Below are 20,324 nucleotides of genomic sequence, written 5' to 3'. Positions count from 1 at the left end.
CAGACTTTCCAGCAGCCTTCCGTAACAGATAGGGACACCCGGCAGTGTACGAACTCGAGAATGTCCTCCGGCCGTATGCCTGGGGTTCCACCACAGCCATCGCCGGGCTCCTTGGCCGGGCGGCGTCCGGCGGGCCGGAGGCGGAGCTGTGGATCGGCGCGCACCCGGACTCCCCCTCGGTGGCACTCAGTCCGGCCGGCGCCGGATCCACGGGCGCTCACGCCGCGGTGGCGGACGACGGCGGCCGGCGTGCCCTGGATGCGCTGATCGCGGAGGATCCGGAGCACCATCTGGGCAGCGACAGCGTGGCCGAATTCGGCCCCCGGCTTCCTTTCCTGCTCAAGGTCCTGGCCGCCGAGAGCCCCCTCTCCCTCCAAGTGCACCCGACCCTCGAGCAGGCCCGGGCCGGGTTCGCCCGCGAGGAGGCCGCCGGAGTCGACCGCGCGGCTGCGGAACGCAGCTATAAGGATGACAACCACAAGCCAGAGATGATCCTCGCGCTGACACCGTTCGAGGCGCTGTGCGGCTTCCGGCCGGCGGCGGAGTCCCGTGCCGTTTTCCAGGTGCTGGTGGCCGATTTCGAGCTCGCCGGCCTGGAACTGCCGCCCCTCGTCCCGCTGCTGCTCGAGGACCTGGCGCAGCAGGATGAGCCCGCGGCCCTCCGCTCGGCCTTCAAACGGCTGATCTCCGGCGGCGAGGAGGTCGCGGAGGCGACGGCCGCGATTGTGGCGGCCCTCATCTCCGGCGCCCCGACGGCCCCCTACCAGGCGGAGCTGTCCACCGTCGTCACGCTCAACGCGCAGTACCCGGGCGATCCGGGCGTGCTGATTTCACTGCTGCTCAACCGGATCTCGCTGGCGCCGGGCGAGGCTGTCTACCTGCCGGCCGGCAATGTCCACGCCTACCTGCACGGCCTGGGCGTTGAGGTCATGGCCTCCTCGGACAACGTGCTGCGCGGCGGGCTGACCCCGAAGTTCGTGGACGTGCCGGAACTGCTCCGCACCGTTTCCTTCGAGGCTGTCGGCGTGCCGATGCTCGGCCCCGAGACGACGATGCTGGGGCAGGAGGTCTTCCGTCCGCCGTTCCGGGAGTTCCAGCTGCAGCGCGTCGAACTTCAACCCGGCGCGGGACCCGTTCCGCTGGCGCAGTCGGGGGCGGCGGTCATCCTTGTGGTCTCCGGTTCCGTCCTCCTGGATTCCCCCAAGGGTGAACTGCGGCTGGAACGCGGCGCGAGCGCCTTCCTGCCCGCGGCCGAGGCGCCGGTCAACGCCCACGCCGCCGCCGACGCCACCGGGACCGCCCTCGCCTTTGCCGTCACCACCGCCCTGAAAGCCTGAGACCGTGGACCACTTCCTGCAGAGCCCCGCGTGGGCAGGCTTCCAACGCGCCCTAGGGCGGACCGTGCATGAGCGCTCAGGCCCCGGCTGGAGCTTCCTGGCCATCGAGGAAAGCAACCCGGCGGGGAAACTGCTCTACGCACCCTACGGACCGGTGGCCGCTTCCCTGGCCGCGTTCGACGCCGCCCTGGCGGCCCTGACGGAGCTGGCCCGCAGCTGCGGTGCCGTGTTTGTCCGTATTGAACCGGTCGACGCCGGCTTCGCGGCCGCCGACGCCGGTGCTGTCCTGCGCACGCGCGGCCTCCGGCCCGCCCCGGCGAACCAACAGCCGGAACTCACCTGGGTCGTGGACCTGGACCGGGATTTCAAGGACGTCCTGGCGGAGATGAAGCCAGTGAACCGCAACCTGTACCGGAACATCCACAAGAAGGGCGTGACGTTCCGTTCCAGCCAGGATCCGGAGGAGATCTCGGTCCTGCTCGGATTCCTGCACCTGACGGCGGCGCGCAGCGGATTCAAGCCGCAGAGCGACGACTATCTCGCCCAGGTCGCCCGCTCCCTGATGCCGTCCGGTGCCGCGACACTCTTCATCGCCGAACTTGAGGGCGAGCCGATTGCCGCCGCCCTCGCGTACGACTCGGCGGACACCCGCACCTATGCCCACGCCGCGCTGGATGACGCGCACCGCAAGCTCAGCGCCGGGATTCCGCTGCTGGTCACCCTGATGGCCGACGCCAAGGACAAGGGCCTGAAGCACGTGGATCTCTGGGGCGTGGCCCCCGCGGACGACCCCGACCACAAGTGGGCCGGGTTCACGTCCTTCAAAAAGTCCTTCGGCGGGCGCGAGGTCGCGTATCCCGGGACCTGGGACCTGCCGGTCCGGACGGTGCGCTACAACGGATACCAGCTGGCCAGGAAGGGCGCGCAGGCCGCCCGCCGCGGCCTTACGGCGGCCCGGACGCTGCCCGTCCGGCTGCGCGGCGCGCTCCGCCGTTAGCCCTCTCCCCCACCGGACATGCCCCACGCCAGCCCCGGCGGGTGGACATGGACCCACTATGTCCGTTCCTGGGCGTGGGCACTGGACATGCTCCGCGGTGGCAGCGCAGCCGCATGCATCACCACCACGGGACATGCCCCACGTCAGCCCCGGCGGGTGGACATAGACCCACTATGTCCGTTCCTGGGCCCGGGCACTGGACATGCTCCGCGGTGGCAGCGCAGCCCCATGCATCACCACCACGGGACATGCCCCACGTCAGCCCCGGCGAGTGGACATAGACCCACTATGTCCGCTCCTGGGCCCGGGCACTGGACATGCTACGCGGTGTCAGCGCAACCCCATGCCACACCGCTGGACATTCTCCGCGTCAGCCTCGGCGCGTGGACATAGGCCCACTGTGTCCATTCCTGGGCCTCAACGCTGGGCATGTCCCTCGGGGGGCTAGTGCCCGGCGGCGGCGGCTTTCTTCTGGGCCTCGTACGCGCTGGCGACCATGTCCTCGACGGAGTGCCGCATCTTCCAGTCCAGGTCACGTGCGGCCAGGGACCCGTCGGCCACGATCCGGTCCGGATCTCCCGCCCGGCGGGGCCCGATCTCCGGTTCGAAGTCGATGCCGGTGACCGTGGCCATAGCCGTCATGATCTGTCGGACGGAGAGCCCGTCGCCGGACCCGAGGTTGTAGACGCGTTCCAGCGGCGTGCCGGCGGCGAGGGCCCGGGCGGCCGCGACGTGGGAGGTCGCCAGATCGGCCACATGCACGTAGTCGCGCACACAGGTACCGTCGGCGGTGTTGTAGTCGGTGCCGTTGATGCGGGGGGTCTTCCCTGCGGTCAGTGCGCGGAGCACGATCGGGAAGAGGTTGTGCGGGCTCGTGTCGTAGAGTTCGGGCGAGCCGGAGCCGACGACGTTGAAGTAGCGCAGCGAGGTGTGCTTCAGGCCCCGCGCCCGGCCCTGGTCGCGGATCAGCCATTCGCCGATCAGTTTGCTCTCGCCGTAGGGGGATTCCGGCTGGGTCGGGGTTTCTTCCGTGACGATGTCCCCGGTGGGCGTGCCGTACGTCGCGGCGGAGGAGGAGAAGACCAGCTTGTCGACCTCTGCGAGTTCCATGGCCTTGAGCAGTTCTGCCGTGCCGGTGACGTTCTGCTCGTACGTGAGCAGCGGCTCCTGGACCGAAACGCCGGCGTACTTGAAGCCGGCGAGGTGGATCACGCCCGTCACGCCGTGGTCGAGCATGGTGCGGGCCACGAGTTCCGAGTCGAGGATGGTGCCGTGCACGAACGGCACGTCGTCCGGGACGAACTCGCGGTGCCCGCTGGAGAGTGAATCAACCACCACCGCCTGCATCCCGGCGCCGCGCAAAGCGGAAACCACGTGAGAGCCGATATATCCTGCGCCACCTGTTACGAGCCATGTCATGGTTCCACCCTACCCAATGCCGCGCAGGCCCAACCGCTTGGAAACGGCGGATCCCGGGGCGCGAAACGCGCCCCGGGATCCGGGTGTCCTGGTTTGGGCAGCTGCTAACCCTTGCGGGCGTAGCCTTCCCACTTGCTGGCCTGGTGCTCGCCGTCCACAAAGCGGATGGTCCCGGACTTGGAACGCATCACGATGGACTGGGTAAGGACCTTGTCCTTGGAGTACCGCACACCCTTGAGCAGGTCGCCGTCGGTGATGCCCGTGGCGGCGAAATAGCAGTTGTCGCTGGAGACGAGGTCGTTGGTCGACAGCACCCGGTCCAGGTCGTGGCCGGCGTCGATGGCCTTCTGCTTCTCGTCGTCGCTGGTGGGCCACAGGCGGCCCTGGATGACACCGCCGAGGGACTTGATGGCGCAGGCCGTGACGATGCCTTCCGGCGTTCCGCCGATGCCCATCAGGGCGTCGACGCCGGTGCCCGCGCGGGCCGCGGCGATGGCGCCGGCGACGTCACCGTCCATGATGAACTTGGTCCGCGCACCCGCCTCGCGGATCTCTTCAACGAGCCCGCGGTGGCGGTCCCGGTCCAGGATCATCACGTTGAGCTGGTTGACCTTGACGCCCTTGGCCTTGGCGATCAGGTGCAGGTTCTGCTTGACGGGCAGGCGGAGGTCAACCATGTCGGCGGCTTCCGGACCGGTGACGAGCTTCTCCATGTAGAACACTGCGGAGGGGTCGAACATGGAACCGCGTTCCGCGACGGCGAGGACCGCGAGGGCGTTGTTGATGCCGAGGGCAGCGAGGCGGGTTCCGTCGATCGGGTCGACGGCGACATCGCACTCGGGGCCGGTGCCGTCACCAACATTCTCGCCGTTGAAGAGCATCGGGGCTTCGTCTTTTTCGCCTTCGCCGATCACAACAACACCGTTGAAGTGGACGGTCTGGAGGAAGGAACGCATGGCGTCGACGGCGGCGCCGTCGGCCTTGTTCTTGTCCCCGAACCCAACCCAGTGGCCGCCGGCGATGGCGGCGGCTTCGGTGACGCGGACCAGTTCCAGAGCAAGGTTGCGGTCCGGCTCGTCAATTCCCACGGCGAGAGACGGGGAAAGTGTGGAGTACTTCTGGGTCATTGGCGGTGGTGTCACGTTAACCTCTTCTTCGAGTGGCGATCATTGAAACCGTGCGGACAGGATCGATCCGTCGCGGTGATTCTTAGTTTGTGATCTCGTCTGATACTGATCATAGTCGGGGAGCAAACCCGCGTCTTGGATTGACCATTCCGTGAACGGCCCGCCCCCGGCCCGCCCGGCACCGCCGAATGTGAGATCGGCCCGGAATGGGCGACTATAGAGGGGTGAGTGAATTGCAGGAAACGCCCCCCGCAGCCCCAGCTTCCCCCGCCGGCACCGCCGGCCGGGAAGCACCCGGCGCCGCCGGCCAGCCGCCCGTCAAGCCCGTATTGAGCGCCGGAGCGGCGAAGCGTGCGAACGCCTCGGTGATCGGCATGGTCATTGCGCTGGTCCTGAGCATCGCCGCCTTCCTGCCCATCGTCCTGATGAACCCCTCGCCCAAGACCGACGGCTACCGGCCAAACATCAACGTCAGCGCGGTGGCGCAGAACGCCGCCGATGTGGCGGGATTCACACCGGCCGCCCCCGATACGGGCGACACATTCCGCGCAAATTACGCCCGCTGGGAATCCGGAGCCGGCAGCGGCGTCCCGACGTGGGAGGTCGGCTACCTCACCCCCAAGGAATCCTTCATCGGCCTGGTGCAGGCGCGGCAGTCCAATCCCACCTGGCTGCTGCAGCAGGTGAAGAGCGCGCCCGTGACCGGCACACGCAGCGCCGGCGGACGCGACTGGGAGCTCCGAGACACCGGCAAGGGCGAGAAAAGCATGGTGCTAGCCGACGCCGGCGGCACCACCGTGATCCTGACCGGATCCGCCCAGCTGGACGAATTCACGGTGCTGGCCGCAGCGGTGGTCAAGGACCTCGAAAGCAAGTCCGGCACTGTGTCACCGGGGAGCACCCCGGGCGCAACAGTTTCGCCCTCCCCCGCCCCTTCGCCGTAAGGTACTCCCGTGGCCACCTATCTCACCCCCGCCCTTGCCTGGCGCCGTCTCCGCGAAGGCAACGAGCGCTTCGTTTCCGGCAAATCGTCCCATCCCAACCAGGACGCGTCCCGCCGCTCCTCCCTCGTGGAGAACCAGCACCCCTTCGCGGTGATCTTCGGCTGCTCGGATTCCCGGCTGGCCGCTGAGATCATCTTCGATCTGGGCCTCGGCGACGCCTTTGTGGTCCGCACCGCCGGCCAGGTGATCGACGACGCCGTCCTCGGCTCGCTCGAATACAGCGTCAGCGTCCTGGGCGTGCCGCTGATCGTGGTCCTCGGGCACGATAGCTGCGGCGCGGTCACCGCGACCAAAAAGGCCGTGGAGACCGGACAGATGCCCGTGGGCTTCATGCGCAGCCTCGTCGAGCGCATCACCCCCTCGGTATTGACCTCGCTGCGCAACAACCAGAACGACGTCAACGACATGGTCGTGGAGAACGTCAAACAGACGTCGCAGCGGCTGGTGGACAGCTCGCGGGTGATTTCCGATGCCGTCGAGGGCGGCCGGGCGGCCGTGATCGGCCTCGCCTACAGCCTCGCCGACGGCAGGGCGGACCTTGTTTCCGGAATCGGCGAGCTCTAGGTTCCTGCCGCAGCCCGGTAGCACGCACTTCACGGTTTTCGATGGGACGCCTCCGCCCAATAAGCTAGCCCCATGACTTCCACAGAAGAGTTGAACACCGAAGAGTTCCGCATTGAACACGACACGATGGGCGAGGTCCGGGTCCCCGTGAACGCCCTGTACCGCGCCCAGACGCAGCGTGCCGTCGAAAACTTCCCGATCTCCGGCAAAACCCTGGAGCGCGCCCACATCGAAGCCCTCGCCCGGGTCAAGAAGGCCGCCGCGCAGGCCAACGCGGAACTGGGAGTGCTCGACGGCGAGCTCGCCCAGGCGATCGCGGATGCTGCCGATGAGGTCGCCACGGGCAAGTACGACGGCGACTTCCCGATCGACGTTTTCCAGACCGGCTCGGGCACCTCGTCCAACATGAACACCAACGAGGTCCTCGCCGAACTGGCAACCCGCGCGCTCAAGGCCGCCGGCAGCGACAAGGTGGTCCACCCCAATGACCACGTCAACGCCTCGCAGTCCTCCAACGACGTTTTTCCCACCTCGGTCCACGTGGCCGCCACGTCCGCGCTGATCAACGACCTGATCCCGGCGCTGGGCTACCTCGCGGAGTCCCTGGAGCGCAAGGCCGTCGAGTTCAAGGACGTCGTGAAGTCCGGCCGCACCCACCTCATGGATGCCACCCCGGTGACGCTGGGCCAGGAGTTCGGCGGCTACGCCGCGCAGGTCCGCTACGGCGTCGAGCGCATCAACGCCTCCCTTCCCCGTGTCGCTGAGGTTCCGCTCGGCGGCACCGCCGTCGGCACCGGCATCAACACCCCCGCCGGCTTCCCGGAACGCGTCATCGAACTGCTCGCCGCCGACACCGGGCTGCCGCTGACCGAGGCCCGCGACCACTTCGAGGCCCAGGCCAACCGCGACGGCCTGATCGAGGCCTCGAGCCAGCTCCGCAACATCGCGATCTCCTTCATGAAGATCAACAACGACCTGCGCTGGATGGGCTCCGGCCCCAACACCGGCCTCGGCGAGATCGCGATCCCGGACCTGCAGCCGGGCTCCTCCATCATGCCCGGCAAGGTCAACCCGGTGATCTGCGAGGCGTCCATCATGGTCTGCGCCCAGGTCATCGGCAACGACACCGCCATCGCCTGGTCCGGCACGAACGGCGCCTTCGAGCTCAACGTCGGCATCCCCGTGATGGCCGCCAACCTGCTCGAATCCGTGCGCCTGCTGGCCAACACCAGCCGCGTCATGGCCGACAAGATGATCGACGGCATCACCGCCAACGTCGAGCGCGCCCGCTACCTGGCCGAGGCTTCCCCGTCGATCGTCACGCCGCTGAACAAGTTCATCGGCTACGAGAACGCCGCCAAGATCGCCAAGAAGGCCGTGGCCGAGGGCCTCACCATCCGCGAAACCGTCGTAGCGATGGGCTTCCTCGAACGCGGCGAACTGACCGAGGAGCAGCTGGACACGGCCCTGGACGTTATGTCCATGACCCGTCCGCCGCACAAGGCCTAACACCCCGGTCCAGCCGCCGCGCCCCCGGGCCGCGGCGGCGTCCGACGGCGGCCGGCACCTTTCCAGCGAAAGGCGCCGGCCGCCGTTGTGTCTGCCGCCCGGACCGGCCTACCGCAGTGGAACGCCTCCCCCGGCGGCCCGCCGCTCGTCGGCGGTGTAGGCCGCCGCGGCGGCGGCGTCCGCCATGCTGGCACCGGCCATCCGGGCCTCCCGCAGCCTGCGGGTCTTGGCTGACTGCCCGGAAAAGGCCGCGTCCACATTGCCGGCGGCGTACGTCAGCGCGTCCTCGGCCCGGATGCCGAGCCCTTCCGCCGTCAGCACGGCGTCCTGGTTGGCGCCCAGGTAGGTGAACTGCCAGCCCCACTGACTCTGCTGCTGCTCCACCAGGGCTTTCACCATGGGGCCGGTCGCCTCCCTCGAGGCGTTCTCGTGCCCGTCGGTCAGCACTGCCACCAGCACCGTGCCCGGGCGCTGCTCTTCCGGGAGGGCGGCCAGTTCTTCCCCGGCCTCCCCGATCAGCCGGATCATGGCGTCGTGCAGGGCGGTGGAGCCGCGCGGCTGCAGGTCCAGCGGCGGTACATCCCGGATGTCCACGGCGGCGTAGACCCGGTCGTAGACGTCGTCGAACTGCGCCAGGGACAACCGGCAGCGGCCCGGCACCGACTGCTGCTCCCGGACAAACGCGGCAAATCCGCCCACGGTGTCGTCGGCAATGGCACTCATGGATCCGGAGCGGTCCAGGAGGACGTACACGTGCGTCAGAGCTGAATCCGTCATGTTTCCCCATTTCCGGTCCGGGCGCACCCGGACCAACCTTCCCAGCGGCTGGCTGGACAGGAGCAGGCTACGGCGGGGCACCGACAAAAAGCGCGCAGGCCGCGTCGGCGGACGTGTTCGGGGTCCCAGGCAACGGCGCGCAAGGGCCCGTCAGGCCGGCAGGAGCACCATGGCCGCGGCCGTGCCGGCCAGCATGAACGGCCCGAAGGGGATGCTCGAGGTCAGAGTGCCCTGCCGCGACACCAGCAGGGCCAGGCTCCACAATCCGCCAAAGAGGAAAGCCGCGAAGGTCCCGGCGAACACGTGCGGCCAGCCGAGGAACCCCAGGTACATGCCGAGCACCCCGGCCAGCTTGACGTCGCCGAAGCCCATTCCCGGCGGATAGACCGCCCGCAGCAGGAAGTAGAACAGCCACAGGGCCGCTCCCCCGGCCACCACACGGAGTCCGGGCACCCCGAAAAGCCCGGCCCCGCCGTCGGGCACCGCCGCCGCGGCCGGGGCTCCCGACACCGCGTGGACCGCCACCGCACCGAGCAGCAGCACCCCGGCGACGGCGTAGGCCGGAAAGACGATCCGGTCCGGCAGCAGATGGTGCCGGACATCGATGACCGTGAGCCGGACGGCCGCAACCGCCAGGTACGCGCATGCCAGAAGCACCAGCCAGTAGGCCAGCGGGGTCACTTCGCCCAGTCCGCCGAGTCGTTGGATCACCCTCGGATGCTACTGGAATTTCCGGCGGCCAGGGCCGGGCCCGCGCGTAAACTGTGGATATGGCCGCATGGGACACCTCGAATCCGCGCTCGAACCCGCGCGGGCCGGGCACGCCCGGGGGCGCCGCGGAACAGGCGGCCGCTTTCCGGCACCTGTGCCGTTCCTCGCCGTGGAAGTGGCAGTCGCTGCGCTTTGAATATCTGGACCGGCCCCTCGCCGCTGATCCCGGCGGCACTGAAACAGCGCCGCCTCCGGATCTGGTCCGCGCGTGGCTGCGCCGCCCCGGCGCCCTGCGGCTGGAGACCGCGGACGGGCTGGTCCTGCAGAGCACCACCGGCATCAATGATTCCCGAGACGTGTTTTATGTCCGCTCCACCAGGAAGACCTGGCTGCTGCCGCCCCACCTCGTCACCCCGGTCTATGACGACCGCGGCCTGGTCCGGCGCCGCCCCGAAGCGGCCTACGGCGAGCCCGGTTTCGGCAACGGCCGCTTCGCCGCCGCGCTGGACCCGGTGGAACTAGCCGGCAGCGCCCCCGTGCCGCTCGAATTCCCCAACGCCAATGCCGTGGAACTGGACGGCATCACCGAAGTGATGCACGAGGGCCGCCCGGCCCTGGAGGCCACCGTCACCCCGAACCCCGGCTACCGCCCCAGCCACCCGGGCGCGCCGCTGTGCCGCCCGGGCCGCACGCTGGTGAGGGTCGACGCCGGCACGGGAGTGTGCGTGTCCAGCCGCTGGCTTGAGGGTGGCCACGCAGTCCCCGCGGGGGAAGGGGATGCAAGGGACGGTTCCGGGCCGGAAGAATACGGGCACTGGCTCCGGATCCTGGGCGTGGACGAGTACATGCTCGATGACCTGTTCCTCGCCGAATCCATGAACCTCACGGACGTCCGCCGGCACATCAGCTGGGAACTCCCGGCCGGCTGACGGCGCGTGGAACTGGCCGGGCGCGGCCCGCGCCGCTAGGCTTCCCGGATGACTGAGCTCGCCCGCCTCTGGCCGCCCTTTGGCCTGACCCTGACCACGCCCCGCCTGGTGCTGCGGCCGATCCGCGACGAGGAGATCCCCGCGGCGGCGGAGGCGGCCCTGAGCGGCATCCACGAACCCGGCCGCAGCCCTTTCAGCAGGCCGTGGGCGGAGGCACCGGCCGCGGAGCTCGGCCCGAACATGGCGCAGTGGTACTGGCGGTGCCGTGGGACCATGTCGCCGCAGGAATGGACACTGCTGCTCGGCATCTGGCACGAGGGCGAGTTCATCGGCTGCCAGGACATCGAGGCGAAGGACTTTGCCACGCTGAAGACGGTCAGCACGGGCTCCTGGCTCAGGCAAAGCGTGCACGGCCGGGGACTCGGCACGGAGATGCGCGCCGCCGTCGCCCTCTACGCCTTCGACTGGCTCGGCGCGGAGGTCGCGGAATCCGAGGCGGCCGCCTGGAACCAGCGGTCCCTCGGCGTCTCCCGTTCCCTCGGCTACCAGCTCAACGGCATCACCCGCGTCAACTGGGGCGGCAAGCTCCACGAAGCCCAACGAGTCCGGCTCACCCCCGCCACCTTCAACCGCCCCGACTGGCAACTTAACGTGGAAGGCCACGAAGCCACGGCGCGGTACCTGGGGATCGACGTCTAGGCACCGGCACCGGTTTTTCCCAAGCGCGGACGGCTTGAATGGCCGCATGTCCGCGACCGAGCTTGCAGGCAATCCTGCACACGGCGCCAGCCGCCGCCGGCTGATGCTGATTCCTTCCGCCCTGCTGGGCATCATCGGGCTGGCCCTGGCCTACCTGTTCCTGACGGGGCGACCCGAACCGAGCGTTCCGCTGGGCGCGTCGGCCTCCATTCCGGGCGGCATGGCCAGCATCTCCGAGATCATGCCGGTTGAAGACGACGGATGGGAACCGGAGGACAACGACGACGCCCTGGACGGCGCCCCCGCGGCAGGCAGCCACCGGGTGCGGCTCCTGGTCCGGATCACGGCACTGGAACCGGGCGGGATGCGGCTGGATGCCGGGGATTTCAGCATCTCCGGTCTCGGCAGCCAACGCTTTCGGCCGGTCTGGGAATCGCCGTCGGTCGCGGAGCTGGAGCAAGGACAGTCCATCGGGGCGACGCTGGTCTTTGAGGTTCCGGACAGGGCGGTCGCCCTGGTCCTCGACGGCCCGGGCAACTCCCGGTTGTCCCTGGGGCTGTCGCACCACACCGGCTAACCCGCCCGGCCGGCTCCGGCCCCGGCGCAGCCCCGGGGGCCGCCCCGTGGGCCGCCCCCGCCGGGAGGCCGATCCGCAGGTTTTTCCAAGCTCCTTGGCCCACCCTGACGGAAAAAGCACCGATGGTGAAAGGAAGCTGGTCAACATGTCCCTTACGCGGAGGCAGGCGCTCATCCTCGGCGGCGTCGGAGTGGTCGGGGCGGGCATCGTGACAGTCCCGATCTCCGGCGTCAATGCGAAATCCGCCAGCAAGCTCAGCGACAGTGACATGCCGCGTCCCTACCGGACAGCGCTCACCATTCCCCCGCCGCTGGCGTACCAGACAACCGTCGGGGCCGACGGCGTCACGACCCGCCATTACACCCTGACCCAGCGGCTGGCCAGCGCCAAGATCCTGTCCCGGCTGAGCACTCCGATCCTGGGCTACAACGGGATCTTTCCCGGCCCCACCATCCGGATCACCAAGGGAACCCGGTCCGTGGTGCGCGTCCGGAACCAGCTGCCGGCCAAACACCCGACGCTCGGATATGCCCTGCCCACCTCGACGCATCTGCACGGCTCCGCGTCCCTGCCGCAATATGACGGCTACGCCAACGACCTCACCCTGCCCGGTTTCTACAAGGACTACCACTTTCCGAACAACCAGCCGGCGAGGTCGCTCTGGTACCACGACCATGCGGTGCACTTCACGGCGCAGAACGTGTATTCGGGGCTGGCCGGCCAGTACCTGATCAGCGACCCGGTCGAGAAGGGCCTGCTCCCGCAGGGCAGCTTCGACGTCCCGCTCACCATCAGCGACGCCATGTTCGCCGCCAACGGCGCGCTGGGCTTCGACGACCGTGAGCACTCGGGCCTGTGGGGCGACGTCATCCTGGTCAACGGGAAGCCCTGGCCGGTCATGCAGGTACAGAAGCGCGTGTACCGTTTCCGGATCCTCAACGCTTCGGTGTCCCGGTCCTACAACTTCAAGCTCAGCACCGGGGACCCGGTCACCGTCGTGGCCACCGATGCGGGCCTGATGCCGGTGGCCCAGACGGTCGGATCCTGGCGGCACGGCAGTGCCGAGCGCTACGAAATCCTGATCGATTTCCGCAAGTACGCCACCGGCGCCCGGGTCGAGCTGCGCAATTCGTCGAACGACAACAACCGCGACTTTGACAACACCGGGAAGATCATGGCCTTCGACGTCGTCGGCACCGCCGTCAACACCGCCGACCCCACTTGGAATGCCATCCCCACGACGCTGGTGTCCAGCCACCCCATGGACCTGACGGCAGCCAGTTCCACGAAAACCCGCAGGGTCAGGATCAAACATGACGATGTCACCAATATCTGGACCATCGACGACCTGACCTGGGAGGAAGTCATCGCGAGCGGCTTCAAGCGGGTGATGGCCGATCCCGCCCTGGACGCCGTGGAAATCTGGGAGTTCGAAAACAGCTCGGACGGCTGGTTCCATCCCATGCACATGCACCTTGTCGACTTCCAGGTCCTCAGCCGGAACGGCCAGCCCCCGTTCGCGTACGAAAAGGGCCCCAAGGACGTGGTCTACGTCGGCGAGCGGGAAACGGTGCGCGTGCTCGTCCACTTCGGGCCGCACCGGGGACGCTACATGCTCCATTGCCACAACCTGACCCACGAGGATCATGCCATGATGCTGCAGTTCCGGGTGGGGCTGGGCGCGGACGAGGCGGACCCGAACGATCCGATCAAGGCGGCCCCGGCCGTCTGGGATCCCGTCCGGGGCTGAGCCCGGTGCAGTGGCGGACGGCGGCCGGCGCCGCCCTCTGCCTGGGCGGCCTGCTGGCGCTCCGGCTCTGGGTGGTGGAGCCGATCACGGTCAGCTCGGACAGCATGGAGCCGACCGTAGCGGCCGGCAGTATCGTCTGGCTGGACAAGGCGGGACCCCGCCTCGCCGGCGTCCGGACCGGCCAGCTGGTCGTGTTCACCGGTCCGGACGACGACGAGATGCCCAACCAGGCCGTGCTGCTCAAACGCGTCGTCGCCACCGGAGGGCAGACCGTCGCCATCCGGGACGGGGTCCTCATTGTGGACGGGACCGAAGCCAGGGAAGCCTACGTCAACCGACGCACCATCGACGGCGTCTACTTCGGCACCGTGACCGTCCCGCCCGGCCACCTCTTCGTCCTCGGCGACAACCGCGAGAACTCCATAGACTCCCGGGACTTCGGCCCCATCCCCGCCGCAGCAATTCACGGCACCGTCCTGGGAAAGTAACCGGACGAGGTGACGTACCCACCCGCCGCGACGCGGACCTTCAGGAACGTGACCAGCGCACCCGCCGCGACGGGGCCCTTCGCAAAGGAGCGCATCGCGGCGCAGCGGGCCCCGTAGGTCGCCCAGCGACCGAAGCGGGCCGGCTGCGCCGTGTCTAAGCGACGGCGAAGGGCCGCGGCCCGGCGAACCCAGCCACGGCCCCCGCACAGGCGAGCCAAAGACAGAAGACCTAAATCTCTGCCCCCTCCAGCAACTCCGTAACAAGCGCAGCGATCGGCGAGCGCTCCGAACGCGTGAGGGTGACGTGGCCGAAGAGCGGATGTCCCTTGAGGGTCTCGACGACGGCGGCAACGCCGTCGTGCCGGCCGACCCGGAGGTTGTCGCGCTGGGCAACGTCGTGGGTCAGGACGATCTTGGAGTTCTGCCCGATCCGGCTCATCACGGTGAGCAGCACGTTCTTCTCCAGCGACTGGGCCTCGTCCACGATCACGAACGCGTCATGCAGGGAGCGACCCCGGATGTGCGTCAGCGGCATCACCTCGAGCATGCCGCGGTCCATCACCTCCTCCACGACCTCCTGGCTGACCAGGGCCCCGAGCGTGTCGAAGACGGCCTGCGCCCACGGGTTCATTTTCTCCGCCTCGGAACCGGGGAGGTAGCCGAGCTCCTGCCCGCCCACGGCGTAGAGCGGCCGGAAGACAATCACCTTGCGGTGCTCCCGCCGCTCCAGCACGGCCTCCAGGCCGGCGCACAGGGCCAGCGCGGACTTGCCCGTGCCGGCCCGCCCGCCGAGGGACACGATCCCCACGGAGGGGTCCATCAGCAGGTCGATCGCCAGCCGCTGCTCGGCCGACCGCCCGTGCAGCCCGAACACGTCCCGGTCGCCTTTGACGAGCCGGACCTGCTTGTCGGCGCCCACCCGGCCTAGGGCGGATCCCCGCTGGGAGAGGATCACCAGGCCGGTGTTTGTCGGCATCTCGGCCGCCTCCGGGATGAAGACCGGCTCGTGGCCGTAGAGGGTTGAGACTTCCTCCTCGCTCGCGTCGATCTCCGCGACGCCGGTCCAGCCCGAGTCCTTGACGAGTTCATTGCGGTACTCGTCGGCCTGCAGCCCCATGGCCGAGGCCTTGACGCGCATCGGCAGGTCCTTGGACACCACCGTGACGTCGCGGCCCGCGTTGGCGAGGTTCTTGGCGACGGCGAGGATGCGGCTGTCGTTGTCCCCGCCGCGGAAGCCGGCGGGGAGCACGTCGGCGGAGATGTGGTTCAGCTCCACCATGAGGGTGCCGCCGTCGTGCCCGAGCGGGATGGGGCGGTCGAGCCCGTTGTGCTCCACCCTCAGGTCATCGAGGAGCCTGAGCGCCTTGCGGGCGAAATAGCCGAGCTCGGGATCGTGCCGCTTGCCTTCGAGTTCGGTGATGACGACGATCGGCAGGATCACCTCGTGCTCCGCGAAGCGCAGCAGGGCCCGCGGGTCCGAGAGCAGCACCGAGGTGTCGATCACGAAGCTCCGGGCCGGTTCCCTGTTTGCTGTCCCTTCCCCGGAAACAGCAAAACCGGCTGCAGCGTCAATCTCCGCTGCACCGGTCTTTGAGGTGGCTCGCTTGGCGCGAGAGGTAGCTTTCTGTCCCTGGTCGGTCACGACGTCGGGCAGTTGTTCAGAAATAGCCACATCGACTCCAGCCCCGGGGCGCATGCCCGGAATTGTTATTGGTGAGGCGGCTCGGCCTGGAGGCCGGACGCGGCCTCCCATACACCCGGTGCGAACTTCCGCTCCATGTACTGGCCTCCCCGATCAGCCGGCGGTTTGCCTGCTGATGGGATTAACGTACGTCCGGGGTGCGACGTTTCAGCGCCAATTTTTCGGCGATTCTTGTTGCCATCGTGTGAACACCGGATGTCGCGTCAGGAGCCGTAGCGGCGCTGCCTGCCGGCGTAGTCGCGTAGGGCCCGGAGGAAGTCCACTTTCCGGAAGGCAGGCCACAGGGCCTCGCAGAAATAGAACTCGCTGTAGGCGCTCTGCCACATCAGGAAACCGGAGAGCCGCTGCTCCCCGGAGGTGCGGATCACGAGATCCGGGTCGGGCTGGCCGCGGGTGTAGAGGAAGCGCGAGATGTCATCGACGCTCAGCTCGTCGGCCAGTTTCCCGATGTCCGTGCCGCGGGTGACGGCGTCGTGCAGCAGTTCGCGGACGGCGTCGACGATTTCGCGGCGTCCGCCGTAGCCGACGGCGACGTTGACGTGGAGTTTCTCGCGCGCCGGGGTGCGGGCCGTGAGCCGGTTGAGCCGGGCGGCGAGGTAGTCAGGCAGCAGTTCCGGGGCGCCCATGGCGTGGACCGAGATTTCGGCGTCCTCGTCCAGCCGGTCCAGCGTGTTGGCGATGATCCCCATGAGCAGGTCGAGTTCCTCGCCCGAGCGGTTCATGTTGTCCGTGGAGAGCATGTAGAGGGTGACGACTTTGACGCCGAGTTCCTGGCACCAGCCGAGGAATTCGTGGATCTTGTCGGCCCCGGCCTGGTGCCCCTGGCTGGTCGGGGCGTTGAACTGCCGCGCCCAGCGGCGGTTGCCGTCCACCATCACGCCGATGTGCCGGGGAATGCGTTCCGGGTCCAGGGACCGCTGGAGTTTGCGCTCGTAGAAGCCATAGAGGAACCCGGGCATTTCCATCCGGAGATTCACCTGGCTTCCTTGTACGACTGCAGTGCACATCCTAGGCTACCCGCCGGAGCCCCGGCCGGGGCGCAGGGACGTTGCGATTTCGCCCGCCAGCCATGTTACCCGCAGGTAACTTACTGGACCGTAGGATATTATGGCGGCATGGAAAGCAACACCCACGAGCCCCGGCCGGAGCAGCCTGCGGACCGTAGGACCGGCCCGATGGACGACGCCGCTATCCGGCTGGCGGAGCTCCTGATGATCAAGCCGAAATGGCGCGGCTGGATCCACACGGTGACGGCTCCACTGGCGCTGGCCGCCGGGCTGGTGCTGGTGATCCTGGCCCCGACGCCGGACCTGAAGATCGCCTGCGCCATTTACGCCTTCACCGGGGTCCTGCTCTTCGGCATCAGCGCCATCTACCACCGGGGCAACTGGTCCCCGGGAGTGAAGATCGTGCTGAAGCGGCTGGACCACACGAACATCATGCTGGTGATCGCCGGAAGCTACACGCCCCTGGCCTGGGCCCTCCTGGACCGGGACAAGGCCGAACTGCTGCTGTGGGTGATCTGGTCCGGGGCCATCCTCGGCGTGCTGTTCCGGCTGCTGTGGACCGACGCCCCGCGCTGGCTGTACGTGCCGATCTACATCGCCCTGGGCTGCGGCGCGCTGTTCTATCTGCCGGAATTCTTTGCCGCGAATGTCGCCTCCGCCGTCCTGATCTGCGTGGGAGGTGCCCTCTACATCACCGGCGCCGTGTTCTACGCGTTGAAGAAGCCGAACATCAGCTACTCACACTTCGGCTTCCATGAGCTGTTCCACGCGCTCACGGTCTTTGCCTTCGCCGCGCACTACATCGCGATTGCCATCGCCGTCCTGAGCTGAATTTCCGCCGGGACCAGCTGCCTTCCTGCCTTCCTGCGCCGATTCTCCCCACCTTTGGGACAGCGTCGCCGCGACTCACCAGCACTTCTGCCCGACACACCGGACGCCGACTTCAAAGGTGGGGAATTTCCGGCGTCAGGGCCCGCCTGTCAGTGCCGTCCGGCCTCGACTCGGCCAGGACGCCGTCGCAGTCGAAAACCACAAGCTCGAAACCGTGAGAAGTCATTCCGCCATGCTAGCCAGGCGCTCCCGCAGCTCGCCGGGAGAACGCACCGGAAGCCCGCAGACCATGCCGCGGCACAGGTAGACCAGGGGCGCGCCGTCGGGGGCAGCCGCGCGCCCGCGCAGCAGGGGCACCACGGCGTCGTCGACCCCGTCGAGGGCAGGCACCGGGTGGTCCGGCACGGCGTTGTCCCCGGCCTCCTGCAGGGCGATCACCAGCCCGGGGCTCGGCGAGAGCAGCAGCTCGCGGTGCAGTGCCGCTCGCTCCGGGGTGTCCGGCCCGACGACGGCGGCCTCCACCGGGCCGGCCAGCGCCGCCTGCGCCGTGGCGAGCAGCCAGCCGGCCACCCGCGGCGCGCGGGAGGCCAGCGGCGGCAGCAGCGACAGGATGTTGCCAGCGAGGGCGCGGTATTCCTGGGAGCCGGAGAGCGCAGAGCAGGACAGCAGCACGCCGGCGAAGGCGGCCGCCCCGCTCGGCGTGGCACCGTCGAACAGCTCCAGCGGCGCGCGTCCGCCCTGGGCGTTGGCGACTTGGTCCGACTCCCCCGCGGTGTCCCGGAGCGCGCCGTCGGTGGTGAACTGTGCACGGGCTGCGGCCAGGATACCCTCCGCCAGCCGGTACCAGTGTGTCCGGCCGGTGACGGCATAGAGGGCGATCAGGCCCTCGACGCAGAAAGCGTAATCCTCCAGCAGCCCGCCGATCCCCCGTGCGGTGCCGGCATGGGAAACCCGGAGGAGGGTGCCGGGTTCACCGGCGGCACCCGGCCGCCAGTGCACCCGTTCGAGGTACGCGGCGATCCGCCCTGCAGCGGCCACCAGCCGGGGCTGCTCGAGTACCGCGCCGGCCTCGGCCAGGGCTGCGACGGCCAGCCCGTTCCAGCCCGCCACCACCTTGTCGTCCCGGGCCGGCTGGGGGCGGCGGGAACGCTCGGTGAGCAGCACCGGCCTCACCCGCTGCCACAGGTCCGCCTCGCCGGCGCCGGGTGCCCGGCCGGGGTGCAGCGGGGATCCGTCCGCGGAGACGGTGCCGCGGGCCCGGATGTTCATGAGCCGGGCGACGGCGGCGCCGTCGCCCGGTCCCAGGGCGGCCTCCAGCGCTGCGGGGGTCCACAGGTAGCTGGCGCCCTCGGCGTGGACGCCGTCCACGACGGTGTCGGCGTCGAGGGACGATGCCAGCGCCTCGGGAAGCTGCCCGTGCACCGCTCCGGTAGGGGTCGTGTGGCCGGTTTCGTCCGAGCCGAGCCCCAGCGAGGCGAGCAGCCAGCCGGCCGTGCGTCCGGCGACGTCGGCTGCTTCCGCGGCGGGGTATTCGGGCGAGCCGCCGAGCCGGACCCAGTGGACGTAGACGCGCAGCAGCTGGGCGTTGTCGTAGAGCATCTTTTCGAAGTGCGGCACGGACCAGTCGCGCGTCACGGAGTAGCGGGCGAAGCCGCCGTCGAGCTGGTCAAACAGGGCCGAGCGGGACATCGCGGCGAGCGTCCGGCCCGCCAGGCCGCGGGCCAGCGCCGCGGTGTCGGCTCCGGCGTCCTGCGACGCCGCGTCCAGCGCCGCGTCCTGCGCCCCCGCGTCCGGTGCGGAGGCAGGTGCGGCGGCCGGTGCGGGGACGGCGGCGTGCCGGATCAGGAATTCCAGGACCGCCGAGGGCGGGAACTTCGGCGCGGTGCCGAAGCCGCCGCCGGTGGGGTCTTCGTCGGCCGCCAGCGCCTGGACGGCCTGCGCTGGCAGGGACGGGTCGAGCGGCTCCGGCGCACCGCCGAGCCGCACGGCGGCGCTGAGCTGCGAGGCGCCAAGGCCGCGGGCCAGGGTCTCGGCGTTCTGTTCCACGGCCTCGCGCCGCTCCCGCCAGGCGTCGGCCACGGCCTCCAGCACTTGGCGGAAGGAGGGCCTGCCGGGCAGCGGCCGGGGCGGATAGTAGGTCCCGGCATGGAAGGCCCGCCCGTCGGGGAGCAGGAAGACGGACATGGGCCAGCCGCCTTCACCGCTGATCGCCTGGGTCGCGGCCATGTAGACGGAGTCGACGTCGGGGCGCTCCTCGCGGTCCACCTTCACGGCCACGAAGTTGGCGTTCAGGAAGTCCGCGGTGTCCCGGTCCTCAAACGATTCCCGGGCCATGACGTGGCACCAGTGGCAGGCCGCATAGCCGATCGAGAGGAAGACCGGCACGTCGCGGGCGGCCGCGAAGGCAAAGGCCTCGTCACCGAACGGCCGCCAGTGCACGGGGTTTCCGGCGTGCTGCCGGAGGTAGGCAGAGGGTTCTCCGCCGAGGGCGTTGGCGGCCTCGGGGAAGGACTGGTGGGTGCCGCGGTCAGCGGCTTCCGGGTCCTGCATCACCGTTGGCTTCCGGGCGGGTGGCGGGCTGACCGGCGGGGTCCTGGGCCCGGGCGGTCCCCGTCCCGGTCCCGGCGGTCCCGGAATCACCCTCGAGGGAGGCTGCCTCGGCGGCGGCCGCGCGCTCCTCCTCCACCTGGGCGCGGTACCGGACGCGGCGGATGCGCCGGACCATGTCCACAATCAGTAGCGCCGTCAGCACCACGATGAAGGCGGTCAGGAGGAAACCCAGCAGGCCGGGCGTCACCTGGTCCTGGGACAGTCCGGGGCGCAGCGACGGCGTGGGGGTGGGCGCCGGGGTGGTTGCCAGGGCGAGGAGCAAGGAATGCACGGTTTGGAACCTTCT

At 69.1% G+C, this 20,324-nt stretch carries 19 protein-coding genes; 11 read left to right on the top strand and 8 right to left on the bottom strand.

Going from position 1 to position 20,324, the window contains the following annotated elements:
* Positions 1 to 44 precede the first annotated feature (44 nt).
* Positions 45 to 1,337 (top strand): mannose-6-phosphate isomerase, class I, encoded by a 1,293-nt coding sequence (gene manA, locus AC06G6_RS05400; protein ID WP_479827078.1) that lies wholly within the window; start codon positions 45 to 47, stop codon positions 1,335 to 1,337.
* Between the two features lie 4 nt (positions 1,338 to 1,341).
* A complete protein-coding gene (locus AC06G6_RS05395; protein WP_479827076.1) occupies positions 1,342 to 2,334 on the top strand; it encodes a lipid II:glycine glycyltransferase FemX in 993 nt (330 codons plus the stop codon).
* A 444-nt stretch (positions 2,335 to 2,778) separates the two neighbouring features.
* Here the strand turns inward: AC06G6_RS05395 and galE are convergent, their stop codons facing one another.
* Entirely contained in the window at positions 2,779 to 3,753 is a 975-nt protein-coding gene (galE, locus tag AC06G6_RS05390) for a UDP-glucose 4-epimerase GalE (protein WP_479827074.1), read from the bottom strand.
* A gap of 104 nt (positions 3,754 to 3,857) precedes the next feature.
* Entirely contained in the window at positions 3,858 to 4,880 is a 1,023-nt protein-coding gene (gene glpX / locus AC06G6_RS05385; protein ID WP_479828544.1) for a class II fructose-bisphosphatase, read from the bottom strand.
* A 206-nt stretch (positions 4,881 to 5,086) separates the two neighbouring features.
* Here glpX and AC06G6_RS05380 point away from each other — a divergent pair, with 206 nt between their 5' ends.
* From AC06G6_RS05380 to AC06G6_RS05370, 3 genes are all read left to right on the top strand, one after another.
* Entirely contained in the window at positions 5,087 to 5,824 is a 738-nt protein-coding gene (locus AC06G6_RS05380) for a DUF4245 domain-containing protein (RefSeq protein ID WP_479827072.1), read from the top strand.
* Between the two features lie 9 nt (positions 5,825 to 5,833).
* The gene (locus tag AC06G6_RS05375; RefSeq protein WP_307459105.1) at positions 5,834 to 6,448 is read left to right on the top strand and encodes a carbonic anhydrase; all 615 of its coding nucleotides are present in this window, start codon (positions 5,834 to 5,836) and stop codon (positions 6,446 to 6,448) included.
* 72 nt (positions 6,449 to 6,520) lie between these two features.
* Positions 6,521 to 7,957 carry a class II fumarate hydratase gene (locus tag AC06G6_RS05370; RefSeq protein WP_307459110.1) on the top strand — a complete coding sequence of 479 codons (1,437 nt, stop codon included), beginning with the start codon at positions 6,521 to 6,523 and terminating at the stop codon, positions 7,955 to 7,957.
* Positions 7,958 to 8,065: 108 nt separating this feature from the next.
* Here AC06G6_RS05370 and AC06G6_RS05365 read toward each other — a convergent pair whose 3' ends face one another.
* On the bottom strand, positions 8,066 to 8,734 hold the full coding sequence (locus AC06G6_RS05365; protein ID WP_479827070.1) for a VWA domain-containing protein: 669 nt from the start codon (positions 8,732 to 8,734) through the stop codon (positions 8,066 to 8,068).
* A 150-nt stretch (positions 8,735 to 8,884) separates the two neighbouring features.
* Positions 8,885 to 9,445 (bottom strand): prepilin peptidase, encoded by a 561-nt coding sequence (locus tag AC06G6_RS05360; RefSeq protein ID WP_479827068.1) that lies wholly within the window; start codon positions 9,443 to 9,445, stop codon positions 8,885 to 8,887.
* A gap of 59 nt (positions 9,446 to 9,504) precedes the next feature.
* Between AC06G6_RS05360 and AC06G6_RS05355 the strand changes: the two genes are divergently transcribed.
* From AC06G6_RS05355 to lepB, 5 genes are all read left to right on the top strand, one after another.
* Positions 9,505 to 10,374, top strand: coding sequence for a hypothetical protein (locus AC06G6_RS05355; protein WP_479827066.1), 870 nt, complete (start codon positions 9,505 to 9,507; stop codon positions 10,372 to 10,374).
* A gap of 48 nt (positions 10,375 to 10,422) precedes the next feature.
* On the top strand, positions 10,423 to 11,073 hold the full coding sequence (locus AC06G6_RS05350) for a GNAT family N-acetyltransferase (RefSeq protein WP_479827064.1): 651 nt from the start codon (positions 10,423 to 10,425) through the stop codon (positions 11,071 to 11,073).
* Between the two features lie 46 nt (positions 11,074 to 11,119).
* Entirely contained in the window at positions 11,120 to 11,650 is a 531-nt protein-coding gene (locus tag AC06G6_RS05345; protein WP_479827062.1) for a hypothetical protein, read from the top strand.
* 145 nt (positions 11,651 to 11,795) lie between these two features.
* A complete protein-coding gene (locus tag AC06G6_RS05340; RefSeq protein WP_479827060.1) occupies positions 11,796 to 13,400 on the top strand; it encodes a multicopper oxidase family protein in 1,605 nt (534 codons plus the stop codon).
* Positions 13,401 to 13,405: 5 nt separating this feature from the next.
* Complete coding sequence (gene lepB, locus AC06G6_RS05335) at positions 13,406 to 13,888, top strand: signal peptidase I (protein WP_479827058.1); 483 nt, start codon at positions 13,406 to 13,408, stop codon at positions 13,886 to 13,888.
* Positions 13,889 to 14,117: 229 nt separating this feature from the next.
* On the opposite strand, the gene AC06G6_RS05330 is transcribed toward lepB, so the two are convergent.
* Both AC06G6_RS05330 and AC06G6_RS05325 read right to left on the bottom strand, forming a co-directional pair.
* A complete protein-coding gene (locus AC06G6_RS05330; RefSeq protein ID WP_479827056.1) occupies positions 14,118 to 15,560 on the bottom strand; it encodes a PhoH family protein in 1,443 nt (480 codons plus the stop codon).
* Between the two features lie 233 nt (positions 15,561 to 15,793).
* A complete protein-coding gene (locus tag AC06G6_RS05325) occupies positions 15,794 to 16,555 on the bottom strand; it encodes an isoprenyl transferase (RefSeq protein ID WP_479828543.1) in 762 nt (253 codons plus the stop codon).
* A gap of 210 nt (positions 16,556 to 16,765) precedes the next feature.
* Here AC06G6_RS05325 and trhA point away from each other — a divergent pair, with 210 nt between their 5' ends.
* The gene (trhA, locus tag AC06G6_RS05320) at positions 16,766 to 17,428 is read left to right on the top strand and encodes a PAQR family membrane homeostasis protein TrhA (protein ID WP_307459422.1); all 663 of its coding nucleotides are present in this window, start codon (positions 16,766 to 16,768) and stop codon (positions 17,426 to 17,428) included.
* 222 nt (positions 17,429 to 17,650) lie between these two features.
* On the opposite strand, the gene AC06G6_RS05315 is transcribed toward trhA, so the two are convergent.
* Together AC06G6_RS05315 and AC06G6_RS05310 are read right to left on the bottom strand one after the other, a co-directional pair.
* On the bottom strand, positions 17,651 to 19,978 hold the full coding sequence (locus tag AC06G6_RS05315) for a thioredoxin domain-containing protein (protein WP_479827054.1): 2,328 nt from the start codon (positions 19,976 to 19,978) through the stop codon (positions 17,651 to 17,653).
* Positions 19,956 to 20,309, bottom strand: coding sequence for a hypothetical protein (locus AC06G6_RS05310; protein WP_479827052.1), 354 nt, complete (start codon positions 20,307 to 20,309; stop codon positions 19,956 to 19,958). Before AC06G6_RS05310 ends, AC06G6_RS05315 begins: the two co-directional genes overlap by 23 nt.
* Between the last annotated feature and the right edge of the window lie 15 nt (positions 20,310 to 20,324).

The organism is Arthrobacter sp. CJL-S3, assembly GCF_056711635.1.
Note: the sequence above shows the minus strand (reverse complement) of the source record. Positions and strands in the feature narration are given on the sequence as shown.

Bases quoted from the DNA above. Each gene is read 5' to 3' on its own strand.
- galE (WP_479827074.1), bottom strand. From the start codon at position 3,753: ATGACATGGCTCGTAACAGGTGGCGCAGGATATATCGGCTCTCACGTG.
- glpX (WP_479828544.1), bottom strand. From the start codon at position 4,880: ATGACCCAGAAGTACTCCACACTTTCCCCGTCTCTCGCCGTGGGAATT.
- AC06G6_RS05380 (WP_479827072.1), top strand. From the start codon at position 5,087: ATGGGCGACTATAGAGGGGTGAGTGAATTGCAGGAAACGCCCCCCGCA.
- AC06G6_RS05370 (WP_307459110.1), top strand. From the start codon at position 6,521: ATGACTTCCACAGAAGAGTTGAACACCGAAGAGTTCCGCATTGAACAC.
- AC06G6_RS05365 (WP_479827070.1), bottom strand. From the start codon at position 8,734: ATGACGGATTCAGCTCTGACGCACGTGTACGTCCTCCTGGACCGCTCC.
- AC06G6_RS05355 (WP_479827066.1), top strand. From the start codon at position 9,505: ATGGCCGCATGGGACACCTCGAATCCGCGCTCGAACCCGCGCGGGCCG.
- AC06G6_RS05350 (WP_479827064.1), top strand. From the start codon at position 10,423: ATGACTGAGCTCGCCCGCCTCTGGCCGCCCTTTGGCCTGACCCTGACC.
- AC06G6_RS05345 (WP_479827062.1), top strand. From the start codon at position 11,120: ATGTCCGCGACCGAGCTTGCAGGCAATCCTGCACACGGCGCCAGCCGC.
- AC06G6_RS05340 (WP_479827060.1), top strand. From the start codon at position 11,796: ATGTCCCTTACGCGGAGGCAGGCGCTCATCCTCGGCGGCGTCGGAGTG.
- AC06G6_RS05325 (WP_479828543.1), bottom strand. From the start codon at position 16,555: ATGGAAATGCCCGGGTTCCTCTATGGCTTCTACGAGCGCAAACTCCAG.
- trhA (WP_307459422.1), top strand. From the start codon at position 16,766: ATGGACGACGCCGCTATCCGGCTGGCGGAGCTCCTGATGATCAAGCCG.
- AC06G6_RS05315 (WP_479827054.1), bottom strand. From the start codon at position 19,978: ATGCAGGACCCGGAAGCCGCTGACCGCGGCACCCACCAGTCCTTCCCC.